We start from the raw sequence: 16014 nt of genomic DNA, 5'->3' as shown, positions 1-16014 counted from the left end.
GGGCGCGGCACGGCACGGTCCGATGCTAGCCAGGCAGGCTGAGAAATGACCAGACGGCCCCTGGTCGGACCCTGCGAGATCGCCCTCGGAAAGCGCTTCACCGGGATTGCTGGACCTCGCCGGAGCTCTCATGTCATACTGATCCCGGCCCGATGGCGGGCCACGGCGGGTTCACCCTCGTCGCTTTTTCACTACGGATCGTCCGGCACGTACCTGCCGGTGAAGGAGAAGACAATGGCAACTGTGACCTTCGACGAGGCCACCCGGCTCTACCCCGGAGGCACCCGCCCCGCGGTCGACAAGCTGAACATCGAGATCGCCGACGGCGAGTTCCTGGTTCTGGTCGGCCCCTCCGGTTGCGGAAAGTCCACGTCCCTGCGGATGCTCGCCGGCCTCGAAGAGGTCAACGCCGGCCGGATCCTGATCGGCGACCGCGACGTCACCGACGTCCCGCCGAAGGACCGCGACATCGCGATGGTTTTCCAGAACTACGCGCTGTACCCGCACATGACCGTGGCCGAGAACATGGGCTTCGCGCTCAAGATCGCCGGCGTCGGCAAGGAGGAGCGCGCGCAGCGCGTCCTCGAGGCGGCCAAGCTCCTCGACCTCGAGCCCTACCTGACCCGCAAGCCGAAGGCCCTCTCGGGTGGTCAGCGTCAGCGCGTCGCGATGGGCCGCGCGATCGTCCGCCAGCCGCAGGTGTTCCTCATGGACGAGCCGCTGTCGAACCTCGACGCCAAGCTCCGCGTGCAGACCCGCACCCAGATCGCCTCGCTGCAGCGCCGCCTCGGCGTCACCACCGTCTACGTCACCCACGACCAGACCGAGGCCCTGACCATGGGCGACCGCATCGCGGTCCTCAAGGACGGCCTGCTGCAGCAGGTCGGCTCGCCGCGCGATCTGTACGAGAACCCGCAGAACGTCTTCGTCGCCGGCTTCATCGGCTCCCCCGCCATGAACCTGTTCACCTCCGACCTCGCCGACGGCGGGGTGCAGTTCGGCACCGAGGTGGTCCCCCTCGACCGCGAGACGGTCAGCGGTGCGACCGGATCCCAGGTCACGGTCGGCGTGCGTCCCGAGGACATCACGGTCGGCCCGGCCGATGGCAAGGGTCTCTCCGTGGTCGTCGACCTCGTCGAGGAACTCGGCGCCGACGGCTACCTGTACGGCCACACCGAGATCGCCGGCAAGCGCACCGACCTGGTCGCGCGCGTCGACGGCCGCAACCACCCGAACGCGGGCGAGACCGTCACCCTCGCGGCGAACCCGGGCCACGCCCACGCGTTCGACCTCGAGTCGGGCGAGCGCCTGAACAAGAAGCCGATCGCGGCTTCCTGATCATCGTCTGATCGACGCGGCGCGGGGGCCTCCCCCGCGCCGCGTCGTCGTCTTCCCCGCCGATCCCCCGAGGAGCACCGTTGAAGGATGCCCTGACCATCACGGCCAGCGCCGTGGATCCGGGTCTGCTGTCGCTGCCCTGGTCGCAGCCGCTGTCGAAATGGCCGTCCGAGGTGATCGTCTCGCTGCCCAAGGGTCTGTCCCGGCACCTGGTGCGCTTCGCGGATCTGTCCGGATCCGTCGTCGCCGTGAAGGAGACCACGGAGGAGATGGCGCGCCGCGAGTACGACATGCTGGGCAACCTCGCCCGCCTGGACGTGCCGTGCGTGTCCCGCGTCGCGGTGATCGCCGGTCGCACCGACGGCAAAGGCGAGCAGCTGCCGGCAGCGCTGGTGACCTCGCATCTGCGCTTCTCGATGCCGTACCGCGCCCTGTTCACGCGCGTGCTGCGGCCGGACACCGCCACGCGCCTGGTCGACGCGCTGGCCCTGCTGCTGGTGCGACTGCACAACGTCGGCTTCTACTGGGGCGACGTGTCCTTGTCGAACGCGCTGTTCCGTCGTGACGCGGGGGCGTTCGCCGCATACCTCGTGGACGCCGAGACCGGCGAGCTGCACGAGGAGGGGCTGACCGACGGCCAGCGAGCCTATGACCTGGATCTGGCCCGCACCAACATCGCCGGGGAGATCCTGGACCTCGCCGCCGGCGGACGGCTCGAGCGGGGCGTGGACGCGATCGCGATCGCGGACGGGATCGTGTCGTCCTACCGATCCCTGTGGGCGGCTCTCACCGCCCACGAATCCTTCGCCGCGGGCGAGGCCTGGCGGATCACCGAGCGCGTGGAGCGGCTGAACGCGCTCGGCTTCGACATCGGCGAGATGTCGATCCTGACCACCGCCGACGGCACCAGGGTCGAGATCGAGCCGAAGGTCGTCGACGCGGGCCATCATCAGCGCCGTCTGATCCGTCTCACCGGACTGGACGTCGAGGAGAACCAGGCCCGCCGGCTGCTGAACGACCTGGACGAGTTCCGCGCCCGCTCCACCAAGCACTGGGCGGACGAGGAGATGTACGCCCACGAATGGCTCACCCGGGTGTTCGAACCGGTGGTGCGCGCGATCCCCTACGACCTGCGCGCCAAGCTCGAGCCCGCAGAGGTGTTCCACCAGGTGCTCGAGCACCGCTGGTACATGTCGCAGGCGCAGGGACGATCGGTGCCGCTGGCCGAGGTGCTCACGTCGTACATCAACGACGTGCTGCGGCATCGGCGTGACGAGGCTACGATCATGGGCCCGCCCACGGAGACCATGTCGCTGCCGGTGATCACCGGGTCCGTCCCGCTCGACGACGACGGCGCCGACATCGACTGGCGCGACCTGGTCTGACCGTTCGCGCTCGCCGAACCACCCCTTTCAACGCGAGCCACCCCCTTGCACGCCGCCCGAAGGGGGCGGTTCGCACACAAGGGGGTGGCTCGGCGTTCGTGGACGCGGCGCGGATCCCGTCAGTAGCCGACGGTGAACCGCTCGCGGCGGTGCTTGCCGTTCTCGATCTCGTCGACGAAGGCGACCGCGTAGTCGGCGCCGGAGATGTACGAACGGCCGTCGGCGTCCTCGACGAACACCTCGCCGCCGTCACGGTACGAGCCGGTGCGCTCCCCGGCCACCCAGGCGCCGAACTCCTTCGGCGGGTGCACGTAGAACCAGTCCAGGTCGGCGGGCGACGCCTGCAGGATGTCCAGGGAGTCCATGCCGAACTTCGCCTCGTGCCGGTACTCCTCGGGGACTCCGAGATCCCACAGCGCAGGCCCGCCGGGGGCGCTGAGGCTGCCCATCGCCCCGCCCACGACCCCGAGGCGGGTCGGGGTGCCGGTCAGCGCCTGCACGAGCGCGCGCACCGCGTCGAGGCCGGAGTCGGTCATGTCCCCGCGCGGCGAGATGGCCGACACGACCACATCGGCGCCGGCGAACGTGTCGGCGAGGGACGCCGCGTCCAGCACATCGCCCTGGACGTACTCGACGCCCGCGATCGGCTCGGACGGCTTCGAACGCGACACCGAGACGACCGCGTGTCCGCGCGAAGCCGCCTCCGCGGCGATGTGGCCGCCGGCAAAGCCGGTGCCTCCGATGACGATGATGCGAGCCATGCGCTTTCCTTCCGTTGCTGCACTGGGTACGGAGAGGGGAAGGATCCGCCCTCTCGCGCTATTCCACGCGCGTGCGTTCACTGCACGAACGTGCACTCCGGATCAACGCCGTGCGCGGTGCGTCATGCGGACCGCCCCGCTCGTGCGCCCTTCCGATCAGCTCTTGGCGGCGCGGACCGTCGAGACCTGGTAGAGCGCGACGGAGGCCGCGATGCCGGCGTTGAGCGACTCGGTCGCCGCCGAGATCGGAATCGAGACGATCTGGTCGCAGGTCTCGGTGACCAGGCGCGACAGCCCCTTGCCCTCGGATCCGACCACGATGACGACGGGCCGGTCCGCGAGTTCGATCGCGGGCAGCGACACGTCGCCGCCGCCGTCGAGTCCCAGCACGAACACGCCCTGCTTCTTGAACTCCTTGAGCATGCTGGTGAGGTTCGCCGCGAGCGCGACCGGGATGCGGGCCGCGGCTCCGGCGCTGGTCTTCCATGCGGCCGAGTTCACGCTCGCGGAGCGGCGCTGCGGCAGGATCACGCCGTGCCCGCCGAACGCGGCGGTCGAGCGGATGATCGCGCCGAGGTTGCGGGGATCGGTGATCCCGTCGAGTGCCACGAACAGCGGGGTCTGGCCGCGGTCGATGACCTCCTCGAGCAGGTCCTGCGGGTGCGCGTACTCGTACGGCGGCACCTTGAGCGCGACGCCCTGGTGCACGCCGTCGAAGCCGGCCATGCGGTCCAGCTCCTGACGGGTGACCTCGAGCACGGGGATCTCGCGATGCCGGGCGATCGCCAGCATCTCCTTGACGCGGTCGTCCATCTCCACGCGCTGCGCGATGTACATCGTGGTGGCGGGGATCTTCGTGCGCAGCGCCTCGAGCACCGAGTTGCGCCCGGTGACGGTCTCGGTGTCGTTCGAGGCCGACGAGGAGGACACGCGGCGGTTCGGATTGGATCCGCCCTGCGGCTTCTGGCCCGCACCCGAGCGCGCGCCGGGACGGCCCTTGCCGCCCGCCGCGGCGTAGCGCTCCTGCGCCGCCTTGCGCTTGCCGGCCACATGCCAGGCGCGATCCTCCGCCTTCGGCGTGTTGCCGCGACCCTCGAGCGCCTTGCGGCCGAGGCCGCCGGTGCCCTTGGTGGCGCCCTTCTTCTTGCTGTTGCCCGCTCCGGGCCTGCTCGGCTTAGCCATCGATGCTCCAATGAGTTCCGTCTGGAGTGTCCTCCAGGGTGATGCCCGCCGCACCGATCGCATCGCGGATGCGGTCGGCGGCGGGCCAGTCCTTGTCGGCGCGGGCCTGCGCGCGCTGGGCGATCATCGCCTGCACGAGCGCGTCCAGCGCGGACGTCGTCTTCGTGTCGGATCCGGTCCCACGCCATTCGGGGGCGATCGGGTCGATGCCGAGCACGCCCGTCATCGCGCGCACGGCGCTCATCGCGACGCGCACCTTGTCGGCGTCGCCTCGATCCAGAGCGGCATTGCCCGCGCGCACGGTCTCGTGCAGCACGGCGATCGCCTGCGGCACACCGAGGTCGTCGTCCATGGCCGAGGCGAAGGCGCCGGGGAGGGCGTCTGCAGGCACCTCTTCGCCAGCGACGACCGCCCGCTGCGCGCGCTCAAGGAAGGTGCGGATCCGCCCCAGCGCCGCCTCCGCCTCGCTCCACGACGAGTCGGAGAGGTCGAGGCTCGAGCGGTAGTGCGCCGCGGCGAGCGCGTAGCGCACCACGAGCGGATCGTGCCGTCCGAGCACGTCGGCGGCGAGAGTGAAGTTGCCGAGCGACTTCGACATCTTCTGCCCGTCGACGGTCACGAGCCCGTTGTGCACCCAGTACCGCGCGAACGCGTCACCCGCCGCGGTCGACTGCGCCAGCTCGTTCTCATGGTGCGGGAAACGCAGGTCGAGGCCGCCGCCGTGGATGTCGAACTCGGCGCCGAGATAGCGCCGCGCCATGGCCGAGCACTCGATGTGCCAGCCGGGACGCCCAGCACCCCAGGGCGAGGCCCAGATCGCGTCGGCGGGCTCGTCCGGCTTCGAGCCCTTCCACAGCGCGAAGTCCTGCGGGTTGCGCTTGCCGCGCGGATCCGCATCCTCCGCGGCCTCCATCGCGTCGACGGACTGGTGCGTGAGCTCGCCGTAGGCGGGCCAGCTGCGCACGTCGAAATAGACGTCACCCGATCCGTCGGCGGCCGGGTAGGCGTGCCCCCGCTCGATGAGGCGCCCGATGAGCTCCTGCATCTGCGGGATCGACGCGGTCGCCCGTGGTTCATAGGTCGGCTGCAGGATCCCGACGGCGGCGTACGCGGCCGAGAACTCCTGCTCCATCCGATACGCCAGCCCCCACCACGCCTCGGTGTCGGTCGCGTTGGCGAGCACCTTGTCGTCGATGTCCGTGACGTTGCGGACGAAGGTGACGCGGCCGTACCGCAGCTGCAGCCAGCGCCGCAGCAGGTCGAAGCTCAGTGCCGCGCGCACGTGCCCGATGTGCGGGCCGGACTGCACGGTGGGTCCGCACACGTACATCGTCACGTTCGAGGCATCGAGCGGAACGAAGTCGCGCAGTTCCTGCGCGCGCGTGTCATGGAGGCGGATCGTCACCGCTCAAGCCTACCGGGGCGCTCCTGCGAGTTTCGGGGAGCGTTGTTCGTCGTCATTCCGGGTCGGAACGCGCCGACATTGCTCCCCCGAAACGGGTGCGGTCAGGGCTGCAGCAGGATCTTGCCCTCGCGCCCTGCGCGGAGATTGCCCTCCGACGCCTCCGCGATCCGCTCGAACGGCAGCACCGCCGAGACCGGGAGGGTGAGCACGCCCTCCCGGATGCGCTGGAGCAGCTCTCCGAAGAGGGCTCCGCGCTGGTCGGCCGGCATCGCGGCCGCGACCTTCGAGCCCCAGAAGCCGCGCACGGTCAGCTGCTTGAAGATCACGTCGCCTGAAGAGATCCGCATGGTCGGCGAGGCCATCGCACCGAACACGACGAGCAGACCGCCCTCGCCGAGCATCGTCGCGACCTGACCGCTCGCGTCGCCGCCCACGGAATCGATGCCGGCGCGGATCGGGGCACCGCCGGTGAGTGCGCGGACCTGGTCCTGCCAGTCCTCCGCGTCGGTCGCGACGACGTTCCGCACACCCTGCGTCTCGAGCTCCGCGATGCCGTCCGCGCGGCGGACCAGGCTCACCACGTGCACACCACGGGCCGCGCCGAGCTGGGCGACCATGCGCCCGACGGCGCCGTTGGCCGCGTTCTGGATCATCCAGTCGCCGGCCGCGATGCCGAGCGAATCCAGAACGCTGATCGCGCTGAACGGCATGGATCCGAGCTGCGCGGCCTGCTCGTCCAGGATGTCGTCGGGCACCGGGATGAGCCCCGCCGCAGGCGCGAGCACGAACTCCGCCCAGGCGCCGAACGCGCCGCCGACGGTGACCCGACGCCCGAGGAGCGCGTCGTCGACGCCCTCGCCGACCGCATCCACGACGCCGACGGCCTCGGTGCCGGAACGCGCCGGCAGCTCGGGCTTGTAGCCGTAGAGGCCGCGCACGGTCAGCAGGTCGTGGTTGTGCACGGTGGCCAGCAGCACCCGCAGCCGCACCTGCCCCGGACCGGGCTCGGGCAGCGGCACGTCCTGCACGGTGAGGACTTCGGCGGGATCCCCGAAGGAGGAATGGACGAGTGCGCGCATGACGGTGACCTCTCTCTGCGACGTCTGCGGGGTGCGGGCGGCCGCATCATCCAGCGTAAGCACGCAGGCAAGAGGCCGGATGCGAATCCGGAGGATCCCTACGGTTATGGATTCAGCCCTGGGCGATCGAATGCACGAGAGCCACAGCCGTGACGGCGATGCCCTCCCCCCGTCCGGGGAAGCCGAGCCCGTCGGTCGTGGTCGCGGAGACGGCGACGGGAGCACCGCCGAGCGCCGCCGACAGCGCCTGCTCGGCCTCGGCCCGGCGTGCGCTGAATCGCGGTCGATTGCCCTGGAACTGCACGGAGACGTTGCCGATCGCGAACCCGGACTCCGTCAGGATCTCGGCGGTGCGAGCGAGGAACACATCACCGTGCGCGCCCGCGTACTCGGGGTGCGCCGTGCCGAAATGCTGTCCGATGTCGCCGAGACCGGCCGCACCCAGCAGCGCGTCCACGATCGCATGCGCGACGGCGTCACCGTCCGAATGCCCCTCGAGCGCAGGCTCGCCCGGCCAGTCCAGACCAGCAAGGCGCAGCGTGCTGCCCGAGGCGAACGCGTGCACGTCCGTTCCGATGCCGATCCGAGGGATGACCATGCCCGCGACCGGTCTCCCGGTCTCGCGAGGGCCAGGAGCCGCCACGGCGTCGAGGATCATGCGGGCGCGCTCCAGGTCGTGCGGGGTGGTGATCTTGAAGGCCTCCTCGGATCCGAGGACGTGACGCACCGCTCCACCGGCGGCCGCGAAGAGCGCCGCATCGTCCGTGTACTCGACGCGCTGATCCGCCGCCCGCGCGTACGCGGCCACGAGCTCCGCCCGGGGGAAGCCCTGCGGCGTCTGCGCGGCGGCGAGCTCCGCACGGTCGACCGGGGCCACGACCTCGCCGCCGTGCACGCGCTTGAGCGTGTCGACGACCGGCAGCGCGGGGATCACGCCGACGCCGGGGGCGACCGCTGCGGCCACCGCGGCGAACTGCGCGGACGGGGTGAGGGCGCGCGCGGCGTCGTGCACGAGCACCGTGTCGATGCCGTCGGCGAGGACTGCGAGTCCGGCCGCCACGGAACCCTGCCGGGTGTCGCCGCCGACGACGACCTCTGCAGGGTGCTCCCCGGTCATCGACGAGGCGACGGACTCGAAGCCCACCGGCACGACGAGGATCACCTGCGCCGGACCGGCGGCGAAGACGCCGTCGAGCGCGTGCCCGAGGACCGTGCTCTCGCCGAGCGGCACGAAAGCCTTGGGGGCTCCGGCGGCGAGCCGCGTGCCGGATCCGGCCGCCACGACGATCACCGCGCTGTGCGCGAGGGGCGAGGACGAGGGCTGGTCGTTCACGCTCTCACGTTAGCGCCGGATCCTCCGCTCCCCCGATTCCGGATCCGTTCGACAAAATCCTTGCGTGAACGAGTACTTGATCTGATATAGTACTTGACATGAACGATGACGCCTTCTCCGCGGACCTCCTGCGCGGGCACACCGACACGATCGTGCTCGGGATGCTGCGCGGCGGCGACCGCTACGGCTTCGAGATCTACAAGACCATCCGGGACGCCACCGGAGGGGATCACGAGATCAAGGAGGCCACCCTCTACGCGACCTACCGCCGCCTGGAGAAGGACGGCCTGGTCGAGTCGTACTGGGGCGACGAGACGCAGGGCGGCCGTCGCAAGTACTACCGGATCACCGACGCGGGCCGCGCGGTGTACCGACGCAACGTCGCGGCCTGGGTCGCCACCCGCCGCGTGATCGACACGCTTCTGGACGCGAAGGACTGAACTCATGAACACCGACATCCACCGCCTCCTGGACGAGGCCTTCGCCGGGATCGAGATGACCCCGGCCGCGCAGGACCTGAAGGAGGAGATCCGCGCGAACCTCGCAGCACAGGTCGACGAGCTGGTCGCTGCAGGCGCCTCGCCCGCCGAAGCCGCACGGAAGGCCGTCGCCGATCTCGGCGATGTGCGCGCGCTGCTCGAGGACGACCCTTCCGCCGGCCCTGCGCACGCACCCGGCTGGGAGGCGCTGACCGCCCGCAACCGCGTGCGGCCGAAGCCCGGCTTCGTGGTGCGCGCGGTGCTGCTGAGCCTCGTCGCGGCCGCCGCCCTGGTGGGCATCCTCCTCGTGGTGCTGCTGACGCAGCCCGCCGCACCGCTCTCGGTCGCCGGGTTCGGCGCCGTCGTCGCGGTCGCGCTGGGCATCGTCACGACGGACGCGCTGCTGCAGGAGACCACGACCAACCACCCGCTGCCCGCCGCCCGCGCCGTCGGGTTCGGCCTGGCCACCGGTGGCACCCTGCTCGCGCTCGGGCTCGGCGGTGCCTTCGCGCTCGCGCTCGATCAGCTCTGGCTCGTGATCCTCGCCGCCGTGCTCCTGGTCGGATCCATCGCGCTGGTCTCCTACCTCGGCGCGACGCAGACCAACCGCCACAAGGCCTGGACCCGCGGCGCCATGATGCAGATGCCGCCGAACCGCTTCGAGACGGACCCAGAGTCCGCCGCCCGCTTCGGGATCTACACGGCCGCGATCTGGTTCCTCACCCTCGCCGTGATCGTCGTGCTCGTCTTCACGGTGGGCTGGTGGTGGGCGCCGGTGGCGTTCGTCGGCGGTCTCGCCGCCATGATGCTGCTCCTGGCACGCATGCTCTACGCACCGCGCAGCGGCGACCGCCGCTGACCGGTCCGGCGGATCCGGCTCCCGCGCGACGGCCAGCCTGATCCGCCCTCCCCCCACAACGCAGAGAACCCTCAGAACGGAAGGGATGTTCGTCATGCCCGTGAACCACCGCATCGACGGCGACGCCATCGTCGCCGACGATCTCGTCAAGGAGTACCGCGGCCGCGGTCGCCGCCCCGCCGTCCGCGCCCTGGACGGCCTGAGCTTCACCGTTCCGGCCGGACGCGTCTTCGGACTGCTCGGCCCGAACGGCGCCGGCAAGTCCACCACCACCAAGATCCTCACCACGCTGTCGCGGGCGACCGCCGGCGGCGCCCGCGTGGCCGGGCATGATGTGACAGACGCCCCCGGGGCCGTGCGCGCCGCGATCGGCTACGTCTCGCAGGGCACCGGAACGGATCCGAACCTCACGGCGACGGAGAACCTCGAGATCGCCGGACGCATGCACGGCCTCGGCGGCTCCGACGCCAGAGCTCGCGCGGCGCGACTGCTGACCGAGTTCGGGCTCGCGGACGCCACCCGGCGCCCGGTGCGCACGTTCTCCGGCGGCATGCGGCGCCGCCTCGACGTCGCCGCCGCCCTGGTGCACCGTCCGCAGGTGCTCTTCCTCGACGAGCCCACCACGGGCCTCGACCCGGAGGCCCGTGCCGCCATGTGGGCCGAGATCCGGCGCCTGGCCGGTGAGGAGGCTCTCACGGTGGTGCTCACCACGCACTACATGGAGGAGGCCGACCGTCTCGCCGATGAGCTGCTGCTGGTGAACCGCGGCCGGGCCGTCGCCCAGGGCACGCCCGATCAGCTCAAGGCCGCGCTGCACGGCGACGCGGTCCGGGTGACGCTGATCGAACCGGATCCGGTCGCCGTGCGCGACGCGGTCTCGTCCCTGCCCGGGCTGCGCGATGTGCTCGTCGAAGCAGCCGGAGTCGACGGCCTGCTCGTCGCCCGCACCGACGACGCCGGCTCCGCGGTCGGCGCGGTCATCGCCGCGCTCGACGGCGCCGGGATCCGCTACGGCCAGGTCGCGGCGTCCCACCCGACCCTCGACGATGTGTACCTGCACTTCGTCGGCCACACCTTCGGCGACGCGCCTGCGTCCGCCCCCACGGAAGAAGTCGCCGCATGAGCGCGATCGCAGTCTCCCCCGTCCCCGCCACGACCCCGGCCCGCTCCGACTGGTTCACCCAGACCGGGCAGGTGCTGCGTCGGTGGTCGATCGTCTCGATCCGCCAGGCCTGGGGCCCCGTGATGAGCCTCATCCAGCCGGTCATCTGGATCCTGCTGTTCGGACAGGTGTTCCGCACCCTCGGCGCCCTCCCGCAGTTCGGCGGTCACGGCTACATCGACTATCTGGTCCCGGGGATCCTGATGATGACGGTGCTGTACTCGGGTGCATGGGCCGGCACCGGTTACATCGACGACATCGAATCGGGGGTGATGGACCAGTACCTCACCTCGCCGCTGCGCCGCTCGTCGATCATCGCCGGACAGCTCCTGCAGCAGCTCATCATCAACGTGCTGCAGTCGCTCGTCGTCCTCGGGATCGGCTGGTTCGGCGGCGCGCGCTATCCCGGCGGCGTCGGCGGGATGCTCATCGCGCTCGGCATCGCCACGCTGCTCGCGGCGATCTTCTGCTGCGCATCGACGGCGGTCGCGCTCACCGCCCGCAGCCAGATCGCGTTGATCAGCCTGTCCCAGTTGATCGTGCTGCCCGCGACCTTCCTGTCGACGACGATGATGCCGGCCGCCGCCATGCCGGAGTGGGTGCAGAACGTGTCGCGGTGGAACCCGATGACCTGGGCCGTCGAGCTCGGCCGCGGCGGGCTGTCCGGCGTCTACCCCGGCGAGGGCTGGTGGCAGGCCGCGGGCCTCGCCCTGCTCGCTGCCCTCGCGTTCTCCTGGGCGCTGCGCGCGATCCGCAGCTACCAGCGCTCGATCTGACGGGCTCCGATTCCGGCTGCGGACACGACGAAGGGGTGGATGCCATCGGCATCCACCCCTTCGTCAGCAGAACTCAGGAGGCGAGGACCTCATCGAGCAGCGCTCCGGCCTTCTCCTCGTCGATCTTCTCCGCGAGCGCGAGCTCGGAAGTGAGGATCTGACGGGCCTTGGCGAGCATGCGCTTCTCACCCGCGGAGAGCCCGCGGTCCTGGTCGCGGCGCCACAGGTCGCGGACGACCTCGCTGACCTTGATCACATCGCCGGAAGCGAGTTTCTCGAGGTTCGCCTTGTAACGGCGCGACCAGTTGGTCGGCTCCTCGGTGAACGGAGCGCGCAGCACCTCGAACACCCGGTCGAGCCCCTCTTGGCCGATCACGTCTCGCACGCCGACCAGGTCGACGTTCTCCGCAGGCACCTCGATGATGAGGTCTCCCTGCGTGACGTTCAGCTTCAGGTACTTCTTGGTCTCCCCCTTGATCACACGGTCCTTGACCTCGATGATCGTCGCGGCGCCGTGGTGCGGATAGACCACGGTCTCACCAACCTCAAAAAGCATAAAGTCGTGTCCTTTCGGCAACCTCCAGGATACCACAGCGGGAATGCGCTAAGGTTCGCGCCCCCCGCCTCGACGAACAGCACCGCGCGCACGCGAGGCGAGCCGTGCGTCGCGGACGGGTGCCCCTAGAATGGTGCTGGATCATCACGTGAATTTTCTGGAGGACCCGTGAAATCGCGCCTTGCTGCGTCCATCGCCCTCAGCGCCCTCGTCATCGTCGGCGCCACCGGGTGCGCCGGGATCACTCCGCAGGCGACCACCATCGACTACTCGGCCTCCGACGGCGCGAACGTTCCCAAGAACGGCCCGATCGAGGTCCGCAACGCCTTCATCGTGGTGAACGACGCCGGCACGCTCGGCAACCTCGTCGCGGGCCTGGTCAACACCACGTCCGACGCGCAGACGATCCACATCTCGATCGGAGACGGCCCGAGCCAGAGCGTCCGCATCGCGGGCCAGAAGGCGGTGAGCCTCGGTGGCGACGACGCGAAGCCGATGACCTTCGAGAACCTCGACACCAAGGCCGGGGAGACCATCGACGTCTACTTCCAGTCCGGCGACGCGGAGGGCGTCAAGTACGCGATCCCCGTGCTCGACGGCACCCTCTCCTACTACTCGCAGCTGGTCCCGACCGCGCAGCCGAGCCCGACCTCCACCCCGGTCGCCCCGGCCGTCGAGGTCACCCCGACGCCCAGCGAGACCCCGGTCGGCTGAGCCCCCGGCGTTCCGCAGAGAGCCCCCGGAATCCGTGAGGATCCGGGGGCTCTCGCGTGTGCGGCGGGTCAGCCCTCGAAGCGGTACCCGAGCCCGCGCACGGTGACGAGCATGACCGGCTCGGACGGGTTCTGCTCGATGCGCGAGCGGATCCGCTTGATGTGCACGTCGAGGGTCTTGGTGTCGCCGAAGTAGTCGCTGCCCCACACCCGGTCGATCAGCTGGCCGCGGGTGAGCACGCGCCCGGAGTTGCGCATGAGCACCTCGAGCAGCTCGAACTCCTTGAGCGGCATGTTGATGACCTCGCCGTCGACCGCGACGGTGTGCCGGTCGATGTCGACGGTGACGCGGCCGCCCTCCAGGATGCGCTCATCGACGTCCTCCTCGGACTGCACGACCCGCCGCAGCACGGCACGCATGCGGGCGAGCAGTTCGCGGGAAGAGTACGGCTTGGTGATGTAGTCGTCGGCCCCCAGCTCGAGACCCACCACGATGTCCACCTCGGAGTCCTTCGCGGTGAGCATGATGATCGGCACGGCGGATGCGGTGCGGATCTGACGACACACCTCGGTGCCGGGCATGCCGGGCAGCATCAGATCGAGCAGGACGATGTCGGCCCCGCCCTCGCGGAACAGGGCGAGGGCCGTGGGGCCGTCCTCGGCGATCTCGACCTCGTAGCCCTCCCGGCGCAGCAGGTAGGCGAGCGGGTCGGCGAGATCGGGCTCGTCTTCGACGAGGAGGATGCGGGTCATACGAGTTCTCCGGTATCGGTGCGGATCGTGTCCGTGGTGTTCGCGGGCGACGGGGCGAGACGCGAGGCCTTGCGCGCCTGACGCTTCTTCTTGCTCTTGTCCTTCGGTTTCTTGCTCTTGCGGGAGACGACGTCCTCATCGACATCGGGGCTCGCGATCTGCGGCAGGCGCATGGTGAAGGTGGAGCCGCGGCCCGGGCGCGACCACAGCCGCACCTCGCCGCCGTGACGCTGCGTGGCGTGCTTCACGATCGACAGCCCGAGCCCGGTGCCGCCGGTGCGACGGGAGCGGGCCTCGTCGGCCCGGTAGAACCGTTCGAAGATGCGCTCGCGGTCGGCCTCCTCGATGCCGATGCCCTGGTCCGCAACCGAGATCTCGACCACGCCGTCGTCGATGCGCACGCCGACGCCCACGCGGGATCCGCGCGGAGAATAGACGATCGCGTTCGCGATGAGGTTGCCGACCGCCTCGATGAGGATCTGGCCGTCGCCCTGCACCCATGCGCCGCGGTCGCCGCCGCGGCTCAGCTCGACCCCGGCCGAGGCCGCCTGCACGGCGTGCGCCTCGACGCTGGTGGCGATGACCTCGTCGATCGCGACGGCGCCGAACGTGCCGAGCCCGTCGGAGGACTGCAGCCGGGAGAGGCTCATGATGCGGCCGGTGAGTTGGCCGAGACGCGCGGCCTCGGCCTGGATCCTGGTCGCGAACGCCCGTACCTGGGCGGGGTCGTCGGCGGCCGACTCGATGGCCTCGGCCAGCAGGCTCACGGCTCCCACGGGGGTCTTCAGCTCGTGACTGGTGTTGGCCACGAAGTCGGTGCGCATCTGCTCGAGGCGCTCCTGCTCGGTGACGTCGCGGATGATGAGAAGGCTCAGGCGCGGGCCGATGCGGCTCGCCCTGGCGGCCACCAGCCGCGGATCGAGGTTGCGCCCGCCGCGCGCGAGGCGCAGCGTCGCCGTCTCCGATCCGCCCTCGCGCACCGCGCGCACGAGCCGGCTCAGCTCGGCGTTCTCGAGCGTGGCGCCGACACCGATGCCGAAGCGCGCGGCGGCCGTGCTCGCGGCCGTGACCAGCCCGGACGGATCCACCGCGCAGGCGGCGTCGTCCATGGCTGACAGCACGTCGGTGAGGCCGTCGGGGAGCTCGCTGGACGCCTGCTGCTCCGCCGCGGTCCTCGCGCGCATCGCGGCCACGATCATCGCAGTGATGCCTGCGCCGATCGCGACTCCGAGCCCGAGGGCGAGGAGGGCGAGCAGAGTGCTGTCCATGGTGACCAGCGTAGAGGTCGTTCACCCCCCGGATCCGCGGGTTCGCGCCTCGCGCACCCCCTGGCGCGCTAGTGTTCACGAGGACGGCACCAATCGTTAACCTTCGCCGAAGAGAATCGCCACGTGCGTGTCACGACCCGTGACGGGCACCGTCCCGTGCCCGCTCTGCGGGCCGCCGTGCGACTCAGACCATCCGGTGCCCCGGGTCACAGAACGAAAGGTGCGCAGCCATGCGCGAAGTCTTCCACCAGTCCCTCGAGGATCTGCAGTCGCAGCTCGTCGAGATCGCCGACCTCGTGGCCGTGTCGATCGAGAAGGCCACCCGCTCGTTCGCGACCAGCGACGTCGCACTGGCCGAGGAGGTCATCGCCGACGACGCCCGCATCGACGAGCTCGCGGTCGCGCTCGACGAGCAGGCCATCGAGATCCTCGCCCGCCAGCAGCCCGTGGCCCGCGACCTGCGCATCGTCGTGACGGCGCTGCGGGTGAGCGCATCCCTCGAGCGCATGGGCGACATGTCCGAGCACATCGCCCAGCTGGCACGACTGCGCTTCCCCGAGCGCGCCATCCCGAAGGGTCTGAAGGGCACCTTCACCCGCATGGGCGAGCTGGACGTCGAGATCGCGCGCACGCTCTCCGAGCTGCTGCGCACGCAGGACCTGCGCTTCGCCGACGCGATCCGCAACGCCGACGACGACGTGGACGAGCTGCACGCCAGCGTCTTCGAGAAGGTGCTCAGCGACAACTGGAAGGGCGAGGCCGGCGCCACCGTCGACGCCACCCTGGCCAGCCGCTACCACGAGCGCTTCGCCGACCACGCGGTCGCCGTCGCGAAGAAGGTCGTCTACCTGGCCACCGGCGACTGGGCCGTCGATGAGGAGCACATCGCCCTCGCCGTCGAGGCGCAGGCGGAGGCTGAGGCCGGATCCGGTCTGGCCTGACCCCGCTACGTCGAAGATCCGCCC

16 protein-coding genes are annotated in these 16014 nt (G+C 70.5%); 8 read left to right on the top strand and 8 right to left on the bottom strand.

Features of this window, described 5'->3' with window-relative positions; translation table 11 throughout:
- Positions 1-234 precede the first annotated feature (234 nt).
- Both ACFWCK_RS17345 and ACFWCK_RS17340 read left to right on the top strand, forming a co-directional pair.
- Positions 235-1338, top strand: a complete 1104-nt coding sequence (locus ACFWCK_RS17345) for an ABC transporter ATP-binding protein (RefSeq protein ID WP_233311476.1) — start codon at positions 235-237, stop codon at positions 1336-1338.
- 80 nt (positions 1339-1418) lie between these two features.
- Positions 1419-2723, top strand: coding sequence for a DUF4032 domain-containing protein (locus ACFWCK_RS17340; protein WP_233311477.1), 1305 nt, complete (start codon positions 1419-1421; stop codon positions 2721-2723).
- Between the two features lie 119 nt (positions 2724-2842).
- Here the strand turns inward: ACFWCK_RS17340 and ACFWCK_RS17335 are convergent, their stop codons facing one another.
- The 5 genes from ACFWCK_RS17335 to ispD all read right to left on the bottom strand — a co-directional run bounded on the left by ACFWCK_RS17335 (position 2843) and on the right by ispD (position 8483).
- Positions 2843-3484, bottom strand: coding sequence for an NAD(P)-dependent oxidoreductase (locus ACFWCK_RS17335; protein ID WP_378807045.1), 642 nt, complete (start codon positions 3482-3484; stop codon positions 2843-2845).
- A gap of 156 nt (positions 3485-3640) precedes the next feature.
- Positions 3641-4666 (bottom strand): 23S rRNA (guanosine(2251)-2'-O)-methyltransferase RlmB, encoded by a 1026-nt coding sequence (gene rlmB / locus ACFWCK_RS17330; RefSeq protein ID WP_233311479.1) that lies wholly within the window; start codon positions 4664-4666, stop codon positions 3641-3643.
- Positions 4659-6071, bottom strand: coding sequence for a cysteine--tRNA ligase (gene cysS, locus ACFWCK_RS17325; RefSeq protein ID WP_378807043.1), 1413 nt, complete (start codon positions 6069-6071; stop codon positions 4659-4661). The genes rlmB and cysS overlap by 8 nt, the downstream gene beginning before the upstream one ends.
- Before the next feature lie 101 nt (positions 6072-6172).
- Positions 6173-7150, bottom strand: a complete 978-nt coding sequence (locus tag ACFWCK_RS17320) for a zinc-binding dehydrogenase (protein WP_378807041.1) — start codon at positions 7148-7150, stop codon at positions 6173-6175.
- A 112-nt stretch (positions 7151-7262) separates the two neighbouring features.
- The gene (gene ispD / locus ACFWCK_RS17315) at positions 7263-8483 is read right to left on the bottom strand and encodes a 2-C-methyl-D-erythritol 4-phosphate cytidylyltransferase (RefSeq protein ID WP_378807039.1); all 1221 of its coding nucleotides are present in this window, start codon (positions 8481-8483) and stop codon (positions 7263-7265) included.
- Between the two features lie 98 nt (positions 8484-8581).
- Here ispD and ACFWCK_RS17310 point away from each other — a divergent pair, with 98 nt between their 5' ends.
- The 4 genes from ACFWCK_RS17310 (at position 8582) to ACFWCK_RS17295 (ending at position 11759) form a co-directional block, all read left to right on the top strand.
- Positions 8582-8923 carry a PadR family transcriptional regulator gene (locus ACFWCK_RS17310; RefSeq protein WP_045273464.1) on the top strand — a complete coding sequence of 114 codons (342 nt, stop codon included), beginning with the start codon at positions 8582-8584 and terminating at the stop codon, positions 8921-8923.
- 4 nt (positions 8924-8927) lie between these two features.
- Positions 8928-9821 (top strand): permease prefix domain 1-containing protein, encoded by an 894-nt coding sequence (locus ACFWCK_RS17305; RefSeq protein WP_378807037.1) that lies wholly within the window; start codon positions 8928-8930, stop codon positions 9819-9821.
- A gap of 94 nt (positions 9822-9915) precedes the next feature.
- Entirely contained in the window at positions 9916-10944 is a 1029-nt protein-coding gene (locus ACFWCK_RS17300) for an ABC transporter ATP-binding protein (RefSeq protein WP_378807035.1), read from the top strand.
- Positions 10941-11759 (top strand): ABC transporter permease, encoded by an 819-nt coding sequence (locus ACFWCK_RS17295; RefSeq protein WP_378807033.1) that lies wholly within the window; start codon positions 10941-10943, stop codon positions 11757-11759. The genes ACFWCK_RS17300 and ACFWCK_RS17295 overlap by 4 nt, the downstream gene beginning before the upstream one ends.
- Positions 11760-11832: 73 nt before the next feature.
- Here the strand turns inward: ACFWCK_RS17295 and ACFWCK_RS17290 are convergent, their stop codons facing one another.
- Entirely contained in the window at positions 11833-12315 is a 483-nt protein-coding gene (locus ACFWCK_RS17290; RefSeq protein ID WP_233311486.1) for a CarD family transcriptional regulator, read from the bottom strand.
- 168 nt (positions 12316-12483) lie between these two features.
- Between ACFWCK_RS17290 and ACFWCK_RS17285 the strand changes: the two genes are divergently transcribed.
- Positions 12484-13029 (top strand): DNA modification methylase, encoded by a 546-nt coding sequence (locus tag ACFWCK_RS17285; RefSeq protein ID WP_233311487.1) that lies wholly within the window; start codon positions 12484-12486, stop codon positions 13027-13029.
- 68 nt (positions 13030-13097) lie between these two features.
- Here the strand turns inward: ACFWCK_RS17285 and ACFWCK_RS17280 are convergent, their stop codons facing one another.
- Positions 13098-13781, bottom strand: coding sequence for a response regulator (locus ACFWCK_RS17280; RefSeq protein WP_378807031.1), 684 nt, complete (start codon positions 13779-13781; stop codon positions 13098-13100).
- The gene (locus tag ACFWCK_RS17275) at positions 13778-15049 is read right to left on the bottom strand and encodes a sensor histidine kinase (RefSeq protein WP_378807029.1); all 1272 of its coding nucleotides are present in this window, start codon (positions 15047-15049) and stop codon (positions 13778-13780) included. Before ACFWCK_RS17275 ends, ACFWCK_RS17280 begins: the two co-directional genes overlap by 4 nt.
- Positions 15050-15279: 230 nt before the next feature.
- Here ACFWCK_RS17275 and phoU point away from each other — a divergent pair, with 230 nt between their 5' ends.
- Positions 15280-15990: a phosphate signaling complex protein PhoU gene (phoU, locus tag ACFWCK_RS17270; protein ID WP_233311490.1), complete on the top strand. Its 711-nt coding sequence runs from the start codon at positions 15280-15282 to the stop codon at positions 15988-15990.
- The last annotated feature ends 24 nt before the right edge of the window (positions 15991-16014 follow it).

Origin of the sequence: Microbacterium sp. NPDC060117 (assembly GCF_042729315.1) — a bacterium.
Taxonomy (GTDB): Bacteria; Actinomycetota; Actinomycetes; order Actinomycetales; family Microbacteriaceae; genus Microbacterium.
This window is presented reverse-complemented; position numbering and strand designations above follow the sequence as displayed.

What these genes read in the sequence shown, in the direction of transcription:
- ACFWCK_RS17320 (WP_378807041.1), bottom strand. Translation starts at nt 7,150, where the DNA reads ATGCGCGCACTCGTCCATTCCTCCTTCGGGGATCCCGCCGAAGTCCTC.
- ACFWCK_RS17345 (WP_233311476.1), top strand. Translation starts at nt 235, where the DNA reads ATGGCAACTGTGACCTTCGACGAGGCCACCCGGCTCTACCCCGGAGGC.
- ACFWCK_RS17290 (WP_233311486.1), bottom strand. Translation starts at nt 12,315, where the DNA reads ATGCTTTTTGAGGTTGGTGAGACCGTGGTCTATCCGCACCACGGCGCC.
- phoU (WP_233311490.1), top strand. Translation starts at nt 15,280, where the DNA reads ATGCGCGAAGTCTTCCACCAGTCCCTCGAGGATCTGCAGTCGCAGCTC.
- ACFWCK_RS17280 (WP_378807031.1), bottom strand. Translation starts at nt 13,781, where the DNA reads ATGACCCGCATCCTCCTCGTCGAAGACGAGCCCGATCTCGCCGACCCG.
- ACFWCK_RS17300 (WP_378807035.1), top strand. Translation starts at nt 9,916, where the DNA reads ATGCCCGTGAACCACCGCATCGACGGCGACGCCATCGTCGCCGACGAT.
- ACFWCK_RS17310 (WP_045273464.1), top strand. Translation starts at nt 8,582, where the DNA reads ATGAACGATGACGCCTTCTCCGCGGACCTCCTGCGCGGGCACACCGAC.
- ACFWCK_RS17275 (WP_378807029.1), bottom strand. Translation starts at nt 15,049, where the DNA reads ATGGACAGCACTCTGCTCGCCCTCCTCGCCCTCGGGCTCGGAGTCGCG.
- ACFWCK_RS17335 (WP_378807045.1), bottom strand. Translation starts at nt 3,484, where the DNA reads ATGGCTCGCATCATCGTCATCGGAGGCACCGGCTTTGCCGGCGGCCAC.
- rlmB (WP_233311479.1), bottom strand. Translation starts at nt 4,666, where the DNA reads ATGGCTAAGCCGAGCAGGCCCGGAGCGGGCAACAGCAAGAAGAAGGGC.
- ACFWCK_RS17305 (WP_378807037.1), top strand. Translation starts at nt 8,928, where the DNA reads ATGAACACCGACATCCACCGCCTCCTGGACGAGGCCTTCGCCGGGATC.
- ACFWCK_RS17295 (WP_378807033.1), top strand. Translation starts at nt 10,941, where the DNA reads ATGAGCGCGATCGCAGTCTCCCCCGTCCCCGCCACGACCCCGGCCCGC.